The sequence below is a fragment of the Planococcus sp. SSTMD024 genome (assembly GCF_041320495.1).
Taxonomy (GTDB): Bacteria; Bacillota; Bacilli; order Bacillales_A; family Planococcaceae; genus Planococcus.
On record NZ_JBGGNS010000022.1, the window covers coordinates 1,056,850 to 1,073,495 of the forward strand.

Below are 16,646 nucleotides of genomic sequence, written 5' to 3' on the forward strand. Positions count from 1 at the left end.
AAAGGGGCGCTGTTGATGAAGAAAATCATGACTTTCGTATTGCTGCTCGCCTTCCTGACCGCCGGCCCGTGGCAAATGGCTGCAGCTGATGACTCGTCCGATAAACAGGCGAAAGTGCTTATTCTGTATCATGCGGAAGAGCAGACGCAAAGGGAAGAAGTGCCGCTTTTGGATATGCTGGTCGGGCATTTCAGTTCGGACATTACCATCCAGTCCATTGAAGAGGCTGCTGCTAAATACGAAAAAGGCGATTACACACATGTCATTTATTTTGGCCTCGGAAAGCGGCAATTGACGCAAGAAGAGTTGTTCATTGTCGACCAATACGATGACGTCAAGAAAATGTTCATCGGAAACTATTTCGAGTACTTCAAGGAAGCTCCGGATCTATCTATCAGGGATTACCGGACGATTGATGGCGTGATCGGTGATGGGAAAGCGTTCGATTTGAAGGAAGAAAAAGATATGCTGCTCATTAACGGCATCGAAGAGATGGACGTTCTCTATGAAGGGCAGGCAGCAGATGGAACGCATCCGCTGATCTTCAAAAAAGACAATCTGTATTATGTCGCCGCTAACTCGATTACCGGCAGGCTCAGCGATATCGTCGGCGAGTCGCTCTTCGACTTTTTCGATGAAGAGAAATCCCAGCCGAAAAAGTTGATCCGCCTGGAAGACATCCATCCGAGAAGTGACCCGGTTCTCGTGAAGCAAGTCGGCGATTACTTGGCAGAACGGAACATTCCATACGCAGTGACGGTTGTGCCGGTCTATACGAACCCGGAAACCGGGCAGCGCATCCATTTGTCCCAAGCTATCGAGTTGGTTGAGGTTTTGCAGGAGATGCAGAAAAACGGCGCCAGCATCATTCAACATGGTTACCTCCATCAATACCGGGAAGATGAAACCGGTGAGGGATTCGAATATTGGGATGTCGAACATGACCGCCCCATCTACCAGTCGAATACCGATGAAGTAAAGCTGCGTGAAGATTTCGCTTCAGATGAAGAATACGAAGAATTCGTCCAGAATGTCGGTTTGCCTTACGAACAGACGCATATTTACAATTCGATCGTCAATGGGGTCTATGAAATGACGGCAGAAGGGTTGTATCCGATTGCTTTCGAGGCGCCCCATTATTCCATGTCGCAAACCGGCTATAAAGAGCTTTCCAAGTATTTCACGACCTATGTCGGCCAGATCCAAATTTCCGACCGGACCTATGATGGGACTTTTGTGCCATTGTACGAATCCACTCCAGCAGGGCTTCACGGCATGAAAGTCATTCCGGAAACGATGGGCTATATCAATCCGGATAACGATAAGGCGGTCGATGAAATGATGGAGAAAGCCGATTATGCCGCCCAATTCAGCGATAGCTATCTGGCGTTTTTCTACCATCCTTATCTCGGAATCGATAAGTTTGATGAATTGATGACCAAGCTGGAGAAATACGATCAATACGAGTGGGTCGATTTGAAAGAAATGGATCATAAAACCGAAGTAGATGGCATGGTGGTTGAAACGACGGATGGCAATATTGAGGTTTCACGCCCGATGAGTGTGCTGGTTGCGCAAACGACAAGAGATCTTTGGTGGGCTTCCATCCCGCTTCTCATCTTCGTCTTCATCGCCGCCGCTGCTGTCGTTAAGAAATTCCGCAGACGCAAAACAGATAGTGAGTTCTGGGGCAAACAATGACACCGATTATCTGAACGAAGTTCGGGGCAGAGAATTTCTCTGTCCCATAGTTTTTTTGTTCGGGCTAGTGTAAGATAATTTTGGTAATGAACTTCAATATCTTTTTGAGTTTTTACCAATTATTTTACGAGGAAGATAATATAATGAATAAAATGAAATTTTTACCACTTCTTATAGGCTTAGCGTTGTTTTCGGGCCTTGCCTTACTTTATTTCCGTTGGCCGTTTTATGAGCATGCTTTAGCGGCCGCTTTCATTTCAGTTCCTTTCATCTTATTGTTGCCCAGAAAATGGCTGCCGGCTTTTCTATTTATTGTCCTGGTCGCATCGATTGGGTTGGCCATCCAGAAGCCAACTGCTTCACTCACGTCGATCGGCACTTATTTTCTATTATCGGTTTTTCAATTTTCACTGTGGATTGTTTCCGAACAAATGAAGTCATTGGAAGAGGAATCGGTGCGGTTGGAGCTGCAGCGTCAATCCTTATTGCAAAAAGAAGGGGAACTTCGTGCGTTGAATTTACAGGAATTTGTCGAACAGGCTTTATGGATGTTGAAGACGAGCAAACGCAAAGAACGTGCATGGCTGATGGAAGTCACGCCTTACATCAATTGCCCGGCAAGGATTTTGGAATTGGAACGGGCAGCCCTCCTGTCTATCGTTGGGGAACGGGATCTCGTGACAAGCAGGAAAGGGGCGGTGTATGTTCTCGTGAAGGAAACGGAAGAGGATCCTGTTCAACCTTTGGTGAAGCGAATCGAGCGAGTGATGGGTGCAGAGGCCGGGCCTGCGCGATATAAAATTAAAAAAACGGCGATTACTACGGTCGGTGAAATGGGGAATTTACTCAGTTGAAGCGATTAAAAGGAAGCAAGTTATTCGTGTTGGCGGTTTTGGGAAGTTTGGCGACAGGAGGGTGCGGCATGGTCAATGGGCAAGGGACGACAGTTCAGGAAACGGTCGATTCCCATTATGTGAATGATGAAGGGGTCATCCATGCCTATCCAGACAACCGGGAGTCTGAATATTTATCGGAGAGCCTCGGCTTGTATATGGAATACCTGCTTCAAGTTGGAGACGAAGGGAATTTCGCGGAACAGGCAGCGATATTGAATGACCGTTTCATGGTTGAAACAGGGGGGCAGGTGTTTATCCCCTGGCGCCTATACGAAGAAGCGAACGTAAATGCATTGATTGACGATGTGCGCATTGCAGCTGCTTTGGAAGGTGCTGCAGAGAAATTTAAGGAACCTGGCTATTTGGAACTTTCCCGGAAAATCATGTCGGCGATTGAAGATCGCCAGCATCAGCAAGGGACTGCGGTTGATTATTACGACTGGTCCTATAAGCTTGCAGGGAACCGGATTACGCTCAGTTATTTGATCGGTGAACTGACCGTGCTTCCGGAGTCGTTTGCTATGCTGGATACGGGGGAAACTGAAGTTTTTTTCCCCGAGTATTATGATTTCGACGAAAAACAATACATGAAAAGCGATGAAGTCCATATGATCGACCAATTATTGATTGCGGTCAACCGCTTTGGCCAGGGCATCGAATCCCCTGAATTTGAAAGCTGGCTGATTGAGGAGTGGGGGAGTAATGGCCAATTGGCGGGGCGCTATGATCGGGAAACCGGAAAGCCGACTGTCGATTATGAGTCGCTTGCGGTCTATTATTACTTATGGCAGTATTTCGACCGCATCGGCCAACAGGAATTTGCCAAACAGGCAATGCAGCGTGCGGAATCAGTGGCAGGAGAGGAATTGCCGGGTGAACTGCATTTTTTTGACTACATCCATTACCAAATGATGATGGATGAACAATAATTGAGCCGTCTCGGTGGAGGGGTGAAAAAGGGAATCCTTTTTCATCCTTTTTTAATGACGATCTCCAGGGTGTTTTCATCTCATGTAGTTAGTTTATTTTTCAGGAGGGTATGGAATCGATAAAGAGAAGATTTCTGGAGGTGTTTGAATGGAGATGGTCATGGCGGTTTTGATCGGCCTGGCGTTAAGCGCGACGGTCGGCTTCCGTATTTTCACACCATTATTGATAACCGGAATTTTCGAGCGGGTAGATTGGGTCACTTTGTCGGAAGGGTTTAGTTGGGTTGGCAGTACGCCTGCGCTCATTGCGTTCGGTGCTGCCACGATATTTGAAATTCTGGTTAATTATATTCCCGCGGTCGGGTCGTTCATGAAATTAATTTCTACGCCTGTGGCGGCACTGGCGGGAATTTTGTTGACGGCATCATTCATCGGCGATATGAATCCGTTCCTCGAATGGGCGATCGCAATCATCGGAGGCGGCGGTGTAGCTACGGCATCACATGCGACTTTGACGGCGGTTAAAGGAGTGAGTGATACGGCTTTGATGGGCCCGGCTGTGTCAGTTGCTGAGGACATCACCGCTACAGTTGCTCCGGTTTTGATTTTCATCGTCCCCGTTTTGGCCATCGTTTTTCTATTGGTGATGGCGATCATTATTTTCCGCTTGTATAAACGTTTTTTGTACAAGAAGAGCCCGGCATGATTGTCTGGGTAAACAATACGCCCTTTTAAAAAGGAACGCAAAAAAGCCATCCGAGGATGGCTTTTTTTTTTTGCGTTCAATGTCAGCGTGGGATGGTCAGCACTTGGCCGACGCTAATGGAGTTGACGTTGGTGATATTGTTCGCTTTGGCGATGGCGGTGACGGTCGTGTTGTATTTTCTGGCGATGCTGTAAAGTGTATCCCCAGCTTTCACCGTGTACTTGACGGTCGTCACTGGCGGTGGTGCTTGTTTGACCGGGATGATCAAGATTTGGCCGACGCTGATGAGATTGATGTTGGTGATTTTATTGGCGGATGCGATTGCCGCTACGGTCGTATTGTATTTGCTCGCGATGCTATAAAGCGTATCCCCGGCTTTAACTGTGTATTTAACGGTCGTTGCCGGCGGTGGAGTGGTCCCTGGGATCACCAGCACCTGGCCAACACGGATCAAATTGTAATTGGTGATGTTGTTGGCTTTCGCAAGAGCGGCGACAGTGACATTATATTTATTGGCGATGCTGTAAAGTGTGTCCCCGGCTTTGACCGTGTAAGTCGTTCCACCAGTTGGGGGTAATTTCAAAAGCTCGGAAACAGTGACGAACTTATAGCCTTTCGCTTTCAATTTGCTGATCATGCCTGGCAACGCAATGGGAGTCCCGGGTGCGCCTGCTCCTGTGTGCATCAATACGATGGAGCCCGGCACGATATTGTTGACGACTTTATTGGTGATGTCAGTGGAAGATATGCCTTTCCAGTCGACGGTGTCGATATTCCACTGAATGGTGTGGGTATAGCCTGCATCACCAACACCTTTTAATACAGTAGCGTTATATGCGCCGAATGGTGCCCGAAAAATCGGTTTAGTGGATTTGCCGGTGACATTCTTGTAGGCGGTTTCTGTTTTTGCCAGTTCACTTTGCATGGCAGCGATGCTGATTTTCGTGAAGTCAGGATGCGAATAGGAATGGTTGCCGACTTGATGTCCTGCGTTCGCGATATTGCGGATCCAGCTTGGATGATGATTGATGCCGGTCCCTGTCACGAAGAAAGTAGCTTTGACGTTGTTGGTTTTCAGGATGTCGAGAATCTTATTGATATTCGTCCCGTCCGATCCGTCATCAAAGGTCAGTGCAACGACTTTGCTGGTCGTATTGCCTTTCGTGACGAACGTTGAGGAGGCTGCATCAGCCTGGCCGGTGAACGACAGCAGTGAAAAGAGCAATAACCCCGTAATCGCTAGCAACTTGCTCCATTTGGAAAACATTCTGCTCACCCCTTGTGTGATTTAGCCGACAGTCGGCTTATGTATAGGGCGAATTTGTATGAACGAAGGCTTAACCTTATGAAAAAATTCTTGTTTCACTGAATTTTATAGTCTTATTATATCACTTTCATCTATAAAAACTACCTTTATGTTTGAAAATTCAGTAAATAATATATAGGGCGTAAGAAATTTTTACTGGATAATGCATGCTTTTCGCCCGCTTTGATTTTCGGCTAAGTTGGCCCGGTGGAAAGCGCTCATGACTGAAAAAGTCCGGTGGCGGGTATGGAATAGCAAAAGATGGAACGGGAGGGTTATGTGCATGCAGTATATGAACGTACCGACCATTGAAGAGCGCAGTGAACAGCCATATGTCGGCATCACTGCCAGGATTTCGGAGCAAGTGAGGGAAGCGCCTGAACTCGCAGCTGAAGTGTTGGCGTGGTTAACAGCACACAACGAGCAGCCTGCTGGAATGCCGTTTATTCGTTTCTGGTGCCTGGATGACAATGAACAGCGGCTGATCGAAGTTGGCATCCCGACACAGAAGCTGCTGCCTGAAGATCGACGCATCGTTTCAGGGTATTTGCCTGGTGGGGATTATGCCCACGCAATTCACAACGGGCCGCCCGAACAGTTATGGTCATCAGCGGACAGGCTGATAGGCTGGCTGGAGAGGGAAGGGCTTTCGGCAGCACTGCGCTACGAAGGTGAGACAAAGATATGGGACGGGCATATGGCTTTTTTTGTGACCGACCCGGTTAAAAAGAAGACACAAGACGCCTGGGCGATTGAGTTATTTATTCTACTGCTCGCCGATCATGCCGCTTAAACAAAAGACGCCTCTCCTTTGCGGGATACTGCCGGCAAAAGCGAGGCGTCTTTTAAATTCAGCTGACGGCAAACATCGTTCAGCCGATTCAGAGAAAATCAATTCATTCCGCCCTATTTGCTGTGCGTATAAATGGTCGTTCGAGACCTCGACTTCCATGGAGATGCAGAATTGCCTATCGGATGATACGCATCTTGACAGGAGAGATTGCCTCAAGTTTGTAATGGCGATTGAAGATCCATATGCACCCTAATTGCGGAGGGGGATGAGTCGGGCTGGCAGCAAGACCTCCGCATCGCTCGGTGGATTGCCGCAGTGTTCAGCCGATTTCTCTCCCTTTCACTTTATAGAAAAAAAGGATTACCGATTTTTTAATCAATACAAATTCATTCGTTATGGTAATTATTGTGGAATCTGATGATTATTTATGTGTTGCCATATGGATTTTTTATCCAATTTAAAAATATTAATACGCAGAATGCTGTCTGGACTCAAATGCCGAGCTTTCATAAGCTGGATTCACCCGGGAATAAACAGGACGTCCAGAAGGAAAAGAAGATGGAAGATTTTACGGAAGTGGCAGAGCAGTACGCGCCGATGATCTCATCGATTATCCGCAAATTGAATATTTACACCGATTATGATGCATTTCGCCAGCTTGGGTTTATTGCGCTGTGGCAGGCTTGGGAAAAACATGATCCCGGCATTGGGCATTTTGCGCCGTTCGCCTACCGCAGCATCAATGGCGCCATGAAAGACGAATTGACAAAGCGCCAAAAAGGAGGCAAGAAGGTCAAGAATTCCGATTTATTCCTTGAAGAGGAAGAAGCGGTGGAGTGGGTGGCTGAAAAGTTGCCGGAGTGGCTGGATGCGGCTTTTTTGAGCACGAAAGAACGCCGGCTGCTCCAGGAGATGTATATAGACGGCTACAGCCTGACAGAATTGCAAAAACTCTATGGTGTCACTTTATCCGGCATGAAAAAGCGCAGGGAGCGGACCTTGGAGAAAATACGGGCGGCAATCCAACATCCATATAAAGCCCGTTAAAAATAGCTGGATGGGGAGGGGAAGTTATCGGTATAATAGTATTCTGAAACGGATACAGGAGGTGCACGCATGGAAGCGATGATGACCGGCATGATCAATAATATCTTCTTCATCATTTTTCCGATCATCCTCTATCAGATGTTCGCGACAGCCGGACAGCGAAACTTTTTCGTCAGCCACCGGATTACCATGACGATTCTGTTTTCCATCTCCATCATCCTGTGCATGGTATTTCCATACCAATTCCTTACGGAAGATTATATATTCGACCTCCGGCAAGTGCCGATGATTGTTGGCGCCTTGTACGGTGGCCCTGTGGTCAGTGCCGTGCTGTTCATCGTTTCGGCTGTCGGCCGCATTGCCATTGGCGGAGACGGCATGTATATCGCCATCCTGAACCAGTTTCTACTGGCAGCTGGCGTGCCTTTCCTTGGGCCGGTTTACCGGAAAGCCAACCGTTGGTGGAAAGCTGGGCTCGTTTTCTCCATTTCAATCGTGTCGCTGCTATTCAATTTATTTGCAGGCTACTTTTTCTTCGGGGATCCAATCCACAACCTGATCGGGATTTGGCTTATGCTCATGCTGAATCAAGGCGGCATTATCATATTGACCGCTTTGCTGATCGAGCATCTGCAAAAACAGGAGTATTTATATAATTCGCTCATGCGCCATGAGAAGATGGAGACGGTCAGCCATTTTGCGGCCGCCGTGTCGCATGAACTGCGCAACCCGCTGCAAAGTATAAAAGGTTTTGTCCAATTGCTTCAGGAGTATGAATATCCCCGGGCGAAACAGCTGGAGTTCCAGCAGACCATCCTCGAGGAGATCAAAGTCGCTGAGGATTTGATCGACGATTATTTGGTCTATGCAAAACCGGCCTACGGGGAATTGAAACGCATTGAGGTGGAGCCGGAACTATCCCATGTCATCAAGATCATGACACCTTACGCCAATGCCAGGAATGTCGAGATTCTTGTGCAGGCGGGCGACTCAGCCAGCCCGATTTTAGGGGATTCGCAAAAACTCCACCAGGCACTTGTGAACATCATCCGGAACGGGATCGAATCGATGTCTGATGGGGGACGGCTGGAGGTCGAACTTGAAACGTCTGCGCAATCGGTTTGTGTGCATATCAAAGACGAAGGGGTAGGCATGACAAAAGAACAGGTCAAGCGCCTCGGCGAACCTTATTTCTCCAATAAGTCGAAAGGGACAGGGCTTGGCCTCATGGTCACTTACAGCATACTCACCCAAATGGGCGGAGAGATCACCGTCGAATCGGAAGTCGGCAAAGGCACCAAATTCACATTGGAATTCCCGAAAATGCCGGCTGTATAAAAAAACTGCCTGAATAGCCGATTGACGGCTGTCCAGGCGGTTTTTCTATAGGTTTTGAAGTTTATGGAGAAACGGCAGGACCGCTTGTTCCTTCAGTTTCGCCTCAAACATGATATCGACTTCGTAGCCTTCGACCAGCTTCAGCAATTCGGAAAAATCCTCTTCTGAAATGAGGTCATGGTGGCGCAAGTCAGTAAAACCTTCACGGCCGGTGCTAATGTGGATTTTCGGCCGGCCATAACCTTCCCAAGTAGCGAAGACTTCCGAGAAATCAACCGGTTCCCCCTCGTTATTGCAATTATGGTGGTGGATATCGAAGCAAATCGGCACCTTGCACATGGCGTGCACATCGAGCACATCACGCAATGTGAAGGTTTTATCGTCATTTTCAAGCCTCAGCCGCTGCCGGATGCTAGCGGACAGCATCAAGTAGTTATCGGCGAAACGCCGTTTGGCGGTTTCTTTGTCGCCATATGCTCCGCCTGTATGCAGTATGATATCTGTACCCCCAAGCAATTGGATCAATTTATCGTGGTATTCAAGGTCTTCGATCGATTTCAGGACAACTTCGGGTTTTGGGGAATTCAAGACCGTGTATTGTCCGGGATGCACGGAAACCCGGATTCCATGTTCATCCACCAATCGGCGGATTTCGCTGGCTATCGCCAAAAAGTCTTCGTCTTCCCACCAACGCCAATCATTGATCGGATGGGTGGAGAGGGGGACGATGGAACTGGAGGCGCGGTAAAAAAAGATGCCTTGTTCCAGATTCCAGCGAATGACTTCTAAAGTTGTCTCCATATTTTGGATGGTTAATTCCTTGATTTTCCCGACGCCCTCTTTTTCAGCTGTTGCTAAGCGCAAGGTACGAAAAATCGTTTTAAGTTCGGTGTTCATGCATGCATATCCCAATCTCATCGTTTTCAGCTCCTCCCGCACAATATACCCGATTTAAGTAGAAAACACACGGAACTTGGGTATACTAATAATAAAGATGAGTGGAGGAGGAATTTCAATGACAGCAGAAATCACCAAAAATCCTACCGGCTACAATGCGACATTCGACAGATATTTTGAGCATTCCCCAGACCGAGTGTGGGCGATGCTGACAGACAACCACAAAATCCGCCGCTGGTTTTCAGGGCTCCAAATGGAAAAAGAAGGCCAATCGGGCCATCTGACATTGGAAATGGGGCGTGGGAAAAAGAAGGAATTACCGATTACCGATTATAAAGAAGGCGAGATTCTTGCATTTGAATGGGGTGACGACCATGTGCATTTTGAACTGAGCCCGGATGGCGAGGGGACGAGAGTGAAGATGATCGAGACCTTGCCGGACATTACTGGTCACACTCCTAAAGACGTTGCGGGATGGCATGTGGCGCTGGATATTATGGAAGCCATTTTAGATGGCCATGGAATCGAGCGCACTTCTGAATGGGAGCGCTGGTATCCTGAATACAAGCGCCTGTTCGAAAGCATGGGCGTCGATTTTGCATAGGAATTTGAATTTAACCCCAAGCGGATTGCCCGCTTGGGGTTTCTTGTGGATTTGTTTTATTGAATGTCATTTCAATGGTAAAGAGGCAAAAGTATATAATATTTCCTGGAACTCCATAAAATGCCTGGAGCCGGGCGTGCGCCTTGTTGCCCGCTATTTCAGGAAATCTGGAATTCGTATTTGCGGTCCTCACGAAACTCGCCGTTTTCGTAGCTTCGCTCAGCGAAAGTGACCAGCCCATCATGGCCGATGAGCAATACGGTGGCTGAGCGCGTTCCATAATCGGGCATTTTGATGAACATCGGAGATAAGGCACGCTCCAGATCCAAGCCGACGCCGGTTTGTGGGAGCAGATGGTCCGGCGCTTGCTCGGCATCCGCTAAAATTTCAAATAGGCGGTCGAGTTCCAGTTGTTCATTCACCGATACATAGGCCTCAAGTCTTTCTTTGCCGCGCTCGACTTTTGGCCAAGGCGTGTTCAGGAAATGATTGCTTAATCCATGGGTGCCAGGCGGAACTTTTACCGGTTCGCCGTGAATATTATTGTAATAATACAGCCCGTCCGCATCGCCTGCGATTAAATTGAATCCGGCATAATCCTTATCATTGATCGCCCGCAAATAATCTGCCGGCGAGATGTGGCCATCCAGAAATTGTGTGACCAGTTCACCGCGTGATTTAGCGCCCGCTGTCATATGGTCGGGGTCCCGGTAATTGGTCAGCGCAGCGAAACGCCCCGATTTATGGACGCCGAGCCAAGTGCCCATCTGGCTTAAATCACGGCCGGCAAGAATCCCGGGCGAATCTTTCCAGAAATGGGCAGGCGCTGCGGGGCGTCCATAAAATTCATCGCGATTTGCGGCAACGATTAATTTATAGCGGGGATGCTGCTGGAATTGCAAATTGATCAAACACATAATTGTCCCTCCTAGTTTACGGCTCAATTGTATAATGACTGCAAAAAATCAGTTTGCTTGCATGAAGATGCTTTTATTATAGCGGATGCGGTTGAGCTTGGCTTATGGAGTGCTTGGCAGTTGGGCAAACGGAACCAATCATTTGCCGGTGGCGATTGTGCCAATAGGAGTACCGCCAGGCAGAATGTTCCTGATGCCTGGAAAGTTTGATAAGATGTTAAAGAAGTTATAACAAGTCAGTGGCATTACGGGAAATTGGGGGATTGAAGATGGGGAGAAGGCCAGGACGATTGGCGTTGGAGCGTGTATTGCTTGAAGGGATAGAAGAGATGGTTTTCATTGTCAGGATTGAGGGGGATGAATGGATTTACGAGTTCATCAACGAAGCAGTCAAAGCCAATACGCAGATGGACGATTCTGCTGTCGGAAAGGCATTTCGTGAAGTGCACGAACCGGAAATTGCACGGCAGCTGATCCGATTTTATGACCAGGCCTTAACGGCAAGGACGAGCATTTTCTATGAAGATTCCTATTATGCCCCAAGCGGCGAACTGCGTTATTCAAAGTCGCGCTTGACGCCGATGTTTGACGAGACCGGCCGGTGCAGCCATATCATCAGCGTGGTCAATGATGTGACGGAGGAAAAACTGGCGAAGCATGCGCGGGAAGAAGCGCTCAGCCGCCTCGAAGAAAGCAATGCCAAATACCGTTCTTTGTTTGAAAGCAACGGCGATGCGGTATTCACTGTAACATTGGATGGGCAAATCAATGGGGGGAACCGGATGGCCAGGGCGCTTATCCAGCGGCCGATCAGTGAATTGGCTGGAAAGGATTTCTCGGGCCTGGTCGAGCAAAACGAACGTGGTAAATCGAAAGAAATCTTCGAAGAAGCGGCATCGGGTCTCTATAAAGACCATCGGCTAAGCCTGCAATCCAAGAGCGGGAAAGCGATCGGGTGTTTGGTGAAATTCATCCCGATCAGCGTCCAAGGCAAGGTCACGGGCTATTATATGATGGCGAAAAACATGACTGAGTTGGACAGGCTGGTCACCAAGTATTTGGAAAGCGAAAAGAATTTCCGGGTGATCGCCGAAAATGTTTACGATGTGGTGGTCTTGATGAACAAGCAAAAGGAATATTTATATATATCGCCATCGAGCCAGGAAATTTTCGGCATTGCATCCGAAGAAGCAGTTAAGCAGAAGCCGTTCTTTAACGTGCACCCAGACGATTTAGTGTTTGTGGATCAGCAGTTTCTGGAGGCAGTGCAAAAGGCAGCGCCATATTCCTTGCAGTTGCGCTTCGATCATCCGGAACGTGGATGGATTTGGGGGGAGATAAACGGGACGCCTGTCTACGATGAGAAAGGCGCATTCTCCCATATGGTCATGATTGTCCGTGATATTTCAGTGCAGAAGAAATACGAAGCCCAATTGGAATATTATGCATTCCATGATTCATTAACAGGGCTGCCGAATCGCCGCTATTTCCAGGAATACAGCCGCAACAAACTGGGAGAGCAGGAGAAAGCAGACGGAAAAATGGCCTTGGCTGTATTGGATCTCGATGATTTCAAACGCATCAATGATGAGTACGGACATGATTTCGGGGACATGGTTCTGGTGGAGTTTGCATTGCGCTTAGCTAAGCTGGAGGAGACGGGGTACATTCCCGCCAGGATGGGCGGAGATGAGTTCATCGTGATTCTGAAAGGCGTGGCCACTCATCCAGAAGCGCAAGCAGCTGCTGGAAAAATCCGTGAGGCGCTTACAGGAGATTGGACAATCAAAGGCAATCCCGTAGTGGTCAATTTTAGCTTGGGGACAGCTGTAGCTTCATCGGAAGAGGAAAGTGTTTCCTCCATTCTAAGGCGGGCAGACGAGGCGATGTATCAAGCAAAAGGAAACGAAACCGATGCAATTAAGATATTGCAGCCGTAAGCAGAAGCTTGCGGCTTTTTTTGATGCTTTTGGACCAAGGCGAATAAAATGGTGTATAAATCATAGTTCTAAATATATATTTGAATATTCGGAAATTAAAATGGTTTTCTTTTCCTGTGATAAATGATATGATTTTGTTAAATCAATAAACCTAGTTTATATACATAATATGGATTTAAAAATTTAAAAATAAATCTTTTGCCTTAGGTCTAATGGTTATTGCGGCTGTTTCGTGCCATATCCAACAAAAAAATGCGGAAAGTTATAGATATCTGATAATTCGGATAAAGAGGTGCTGTGCCATGAGTTATTCCAAGAGAAAGATAATCTCAGTCCTATTCTTTTTTCTCGTGTGCTGTATGGCGCTTGCGGCTGTCGGCATGAACACTTCAGCCGATTCCGGCAATCTGCTCCTGCTGGACGATACTCAGAAAGAAGTTGTTGCGGGCAGCCGGCTTTCTGTTCTGGAGGATGAATCAGGCAGTCTGAAAATTGAAGATATCCAACAGCCCCCTCATGTTTGGAATTTTATGCCTGCTGGTAATAATCCGGTAAATATCGGATTTAGCACATCAGTATATTGGTTAATGCTGGAAGTAGAAAACACGGCTCAAGCCGACAAGGAATGGCTTCTCGAACTGGGATCTTCGAGCGTCGATCAAGTGAGCCTTTATACAGGTGATGGCGAAGGAGGATTTACAGTTAATCGGAGCGGCCAGGAGGCAGATACGGAAATTATCCATAGGACGGCAGTCTTTCCGATAGCACCGCCCACAGGCGAGCCGACCGTTTACTGGATGCGCGTTGAATCTGCTGCGCCGATTCAATTGCCGGTTACCGTTTGGGATCGGGAGGCGTTTGAGAGCCAGACAAGGCAACAGGTCGCGTTTGTCGGTGTGCTTGGTGGGTTAGGCTTGATGTTTTTGTTCTATTATATTCACCGTTTCATCACGATCCGACAGCGCGCTTATTTGTTTTTCGTCATTTATGCCATCACGGCCTTTTTCCTCTTTTCCTCTGCAGCAGGATTGAGCTTGGACGTTATCTGGCCGGAGCTGGATTTATGGAATGGCTATAGCGTGTTTTTTATGGTCGGGCTGTCAGCGATGTCTGCGACGATGCTGACGGAAGGCTTATTGAATACAAAGCGCCATTTGCCTGAAACGGACCGGATGATCAAGGCACTGCTCGTATTCAATGCAGTGGTTTTGACTACTTTATTCATTTCGTTCGAGTGGGCCAGGCTGCTGCTGACGCTGGCTTTGGGTGCGACATTGGCTGTCAGCCTGTTAATAGCAGCCTATGGCATGAAAAGGGGAGTGGTCCATGCCCGTTATTATATGGTATCTTTACTCTTCTTTTTAGCCGCTGCGGTATTTGACGCACTCTATGTTTCAGGGGTTTTGCCAATCACCATGGCGGCACAAGGCTTGATTTTCTTCTTAGGGGTCTTCGCTGTCCTTTTCGCTGCATTGGCGCTAAGGGACAAAGAGAAAATCAGGGAACAAGAAAGGCTTCAGCGCGAACGCAGTTCCGCTGAACGGCAGCGCATTGAAATCGAGCGGCTTCGGCAAGTCAATGAGCGCAAAGATGAGTTGCTCGCCATCACTTCCCATAGTTTGCGCACGCCGCTATACGGCATGGTGGGAATAACGGAATCTCTTCGAGAATCCGCCTATAACAAAATGCCGCCTTCCGTTATCCAGCAATTGGAGACGATTTCTGAGAGCGGCAAAAAACTGGCACGGATGATCAATGAAACATTGGATTTTTCAGGTCCGAAACACCATATGCTGTCTTTGCATCTGGAGAAAGTGAAACTGCCGGCCGTTGCGGATGCCGTGATCCGGTTGTGCACACCATTGCTGAAATCAGGAGAGGTCAGCTTGAAGCACACGATTCCTGTTGATTTCCCCGAAGCGATTGCCGATTCGGAACGCGTGCGCCAAGTACTCTATAATCTTGTCGGGAATGCCGTGGAACATACTGATAGCGGAGAAATCATCATTTCTGCAAAAATTATCAAAAAACAAATCGCCATTACGGTCAAAGATACTGGGAGCGGAATGGAAGAACAGCAATTGGATCGTTTGTTTGAACCGATCGGCAACTCAACAACACCACATCTGGGCATAGGGATGGGGCTTAAAATCACCAAAAGGCTTGTGGAAATGCAAGGAGGATGGCTGAAAGCGGAATCGGTCCTTGGGGAAGGCTCGTCTTTTACATTTACGCTGCCACATTCGGAAGAAGGGGTAGAAGCGGAATCCGAACCGTCAACCGAAATTAAGGAACTGACTGCTTCGCAGCTGGCAAATTCCCTGATCAAGGAAAAGAACGTCAGAAAAGGGTTGCGCATTTTGGTCGTCGAGGCAGAAGAAGTCAACCGCCTGATGCTGATTCATCAGCTTAAAGGAGAAGGGTATAGGGCGGAAGGGGTCAGTTGCGGAGAAGAAGCGCTCGTGCATTTGGAGAACCGCCCGGCGGATTTGATCGTTCTCGATGACGAACTTCCGGATATGGCCGGAGATGAACTATGCTCTCGCATCCGGGTCAATGCCACCTTGACGGAATTGCCGATTTTGATGTTGTCCGACAAGGAAAGTGTCAGGGAAAAAACGAACGCGTTCAGTGCAGGGGCCAATGATTATTTAGTGAAACCCTGCGATGTTGAAGAATTCTTGATGAGGGTGGAAACACTCGCTACGCTTCGCAGCATGACACAGGAAATCACCAATTTGAATTTCTTCCTCGAGCGCAACGTTAAAGAGCGGACGATGGCTTTGGAGATCACCAATATGAACTTATTGACGGTGAATGACGAAATCCAGGAAGTCGAGAAATCCCGCAATGAGATGCTGTCGGCAATCTCGCATGAACTGGGCACGCCGATCACCTTGATCCACAGCTATATCCAGGCAGTGAAAGAGAGCTTGATCGAGGAAAACAATCCCCGTTATCTGGATATGATCCACAAAAAGCTCTTATTGCTTGAGCGCTTGACGGAAGACCTGGTCGAGCTGTCGAAATATAAATCGGGTAATATGACGCTGCGTTTCGGGGAACTGCCGCTTGATGAGTGGCTGGAGCGGATTGCGGCTTCCATGGAAGCAGATCTTGCACAAAGTGGCAGGCGCTTCCGTTTTGCGGGGCCTGGTGGAAACGAAATGCCATCGGATTGGCGGCTTATGTTAGACGTGGACCGCGTCGATCAAGTTTTTTCGAATTTGTTATGGAACGCGGTCAAGCATACATCGCCGGAAGAAGGGCGCATCACTTTATCGACGAGCATCTGTGCAAGCGCCCATGTGCTGGACGAATCGGAAGCGGATGGTGAGTTGATCATCCGGGTAGAAGATAATGGTTGCGGTATCAAAAAAGAGGCTTTGCCGCATATTTTCGACCGGTTTTTCAAGATTGATGAATCGATCCATTACAAAGGCAGCGGGCTTGGCCTTGCCATTGCCAAAGAAATCATCCAATCGCATAAAGGCGAAATTTGGGCGGAAAGCGAAGAAGGCGCAGGCAGTACATTCATCATTGCCCTGCCCTTGAGATACTAATAACCCATG

13 protein-coding genes are annotated in these 16,646 nt (G+C 48.0%); 10 read left to right on the forward strand and 3 right to left on the reverse strand.

Features of this window, described 5'->3' with window-relative positions:
- Positions 1-15 precede the first annotated feature (15 nt).
- The 4 genes from AB9R92_RS13900 (at position 16) to AB9R92_RS13915 (ending at position 4,232) form a co-directional block, all read left to right on the forward strand.
- Positions 16-1,701: a DUF2334 domain-containing protein gene (locus AB9R92_RS13900; protein ID WP_370670018.1), complete on the forward strand. Its 1,686-nt coding sequence runs from the start codon at positions 16-18 to the stop codon at positions 1,699-1,701.
- A 143-nt stretch (positions 1,702-1,844) separates the two neighbouring features.
- Positions 1,845-2,555 (forward strand): hypothetical protein, encoded by a 711-nt coding sequence (locus AB9R92_RS13905; RefSeq protein WP_370670019.1) that lies wholly within the window; start codon positions 1,845-1,847, stop codon positions 2,553-2,555.
- A 68-nt stretch (positions 2,556-2,623) separates the two neighbouring features.
- A complete protein-coding gene (locus AB9R92_RS13910; RefSeq protein ID WP_370670020.1) occupies positions 2,624-3,526 on the forward strand; it encodes a hypothetical protein in 903 nt (300 codons plus the stop codon).
- Between the two features lie 148 nt (positions 3,527-3,674).
- Positions 3,675-4,232, forward strand: coding sequence for a DUF4126 domain-containing protein (locus AB9R92_RS13915; RefSeq protein ID WP_370670021.1), 558 nt, complete (start codon positions 3,675-3,677; stop codon positions 4,230-4,232).
- 82 nt (positions 4,233-4,314) lie between these two features.
- Here AB9R92_RS13915 and AB9R92_RS13920 read toward each other — a convergent pair whose 3' ends face one another.
- Positions 4,315-5,499, reverse strand: coding sequence for a LysM peptidoglycan-binding domain-containing protein (locus tag AB9R92_RS13920; RefSeq protein WP_370670022.1), 1,185 nt, complete (start codon positions 5,497-5,499; stop codon positions 4,315-4,317).
- Between the two features lie 322 nt (positions 5,500-5,821).
- On the opposite strand from AB9R92_RS13920, the gene AB9R92_RS13925 reads away from it, so the two are divergent.
- The 3 genes from AB9R92_RS13925 to AB9R92_RS13935 all read left to right on the forward strand — a co-directional run bounded on the left by AB9R92_RS13925 (position 5,822) and on the right by AB9R92_RS13935 (position 8,716).
- Positions 5,822-6,331 carry a GyrI-like domain-containing protein gene (locus tag AB9R92_RS13925; protein WP_370670023.1) on the forward strand — a complete coding sequence of 170 codons (510 nt, stop codon included), beginning with the start codon at positions 5,822-5,824 and terminating at the stop codon, positions 6,329-6,331.
- 558 nt (positions 6,332-6,889) lie between these two features.
- Positions 6,890-7,378, forward strand: coding sequence for a sigma-70 family RNA polymerase sigma factor (locus AB9R92_RS13930; RefSeq protein WP_370670024.1), 489 nt, complete (start codon positions 6,890-6,892; stop codon positions 7,376-7,378).
- Positions 7,379-7,447: 69 nt separating this feature from the next.
- Positions 7,448-8,716, forward strand: coding sequence for an ATP-binding protein (locus AB9R92_RS13935; protein ID WP_370670025.1), 1,269 nt, complete (start codon positions 7,448-7,450; stop codon positions 8,714-8,716).
- A gap of 45 nt (positions 8,717-8,761) precedes the next feature.
- Here AB9R92_RS13935 and uvsE read toward each other — a convergent pair whose 3' ends face one another.
- Positions 8,762-9,634: a UV DNA damage repair endonuclease UvsE gene (gene uvsE / locus AB9R92_RS13940; RefSeq protein ID WP_370670026.1), complete on the reverse strand. Its 873-nt coding sequence runs from the start codon at positions 9,632-9,634 to the stop codon at positions 8,762-8,764.
- A 97-nt stretch (positions 9,635-9,731) separates the two neighbouring features.
- Here uvsE and AB9R92_RS13945 point away from each other — a divergent pair, with 97 nt between their 5' ends.
- Positions 9,732-10,217: an SRPBCC family protein gene (locus AB9R92_RS13945; RefSeq protein WP_370670027.1), complete on the forward strand. Its 486-nt coding sequence runs from the start codon at positions 9,732-9,734 to the stop codon at positions 10,215-10,217.
- A gap of 158 nt (positions 10,218-10,375) precedes the next feature.
- On the opposite strand, the gene AB9R92_RS13950 is transcribed toward AB9R92_RS13945, so the two are convergent.
- Positions 10,376-11,134, reverse strand: a complete 759-nt coding sequence (locus tag AB9R92_RS13950) for an NRDE family protein (RefSeq protein ID WP_370670028.1) — start codon at positions 11,132-11,134, stop codon at positions 10,376-10,378.
- A gap of 269 nt (positions 11,135-11,403) precedes the next feature.
- Here AB9R92_RS13950 and AB9R92_RS13955 point away from each other — a divergent pair, with 269 nt between their 5' ends.
- Both AB9R92_RS13955 and AB9R92_RS13960 read left to right on the forward strand, forming a co-directional pair.
- Positions 11,404-13,074, forward strand: a complete 1,671-nt coding sequence (locus AB9R92_RS13955; protein WP_370670029.1) for a diguanylate cyclase domain-containing protein — start codon at positions 11,404-11,406, stop codon at positions 13,072-13,074.
- Positions 13,075-13,454: 380 nt separating this feature from the next.
- The gene (locus AB9R92_RS13960; protein WP_483313900.1) at positions 13,455-16,637 is read left to right on the forward strand and encodes an ATP-binding protein; all 3,183 of its coding nucleotides are present in this window, start codon (positions 13,455-13,457) and stop codon (positions 16,635-16,637) included.
- Positions 16,638-16,646: the final 9 nt, after the last annotated feature.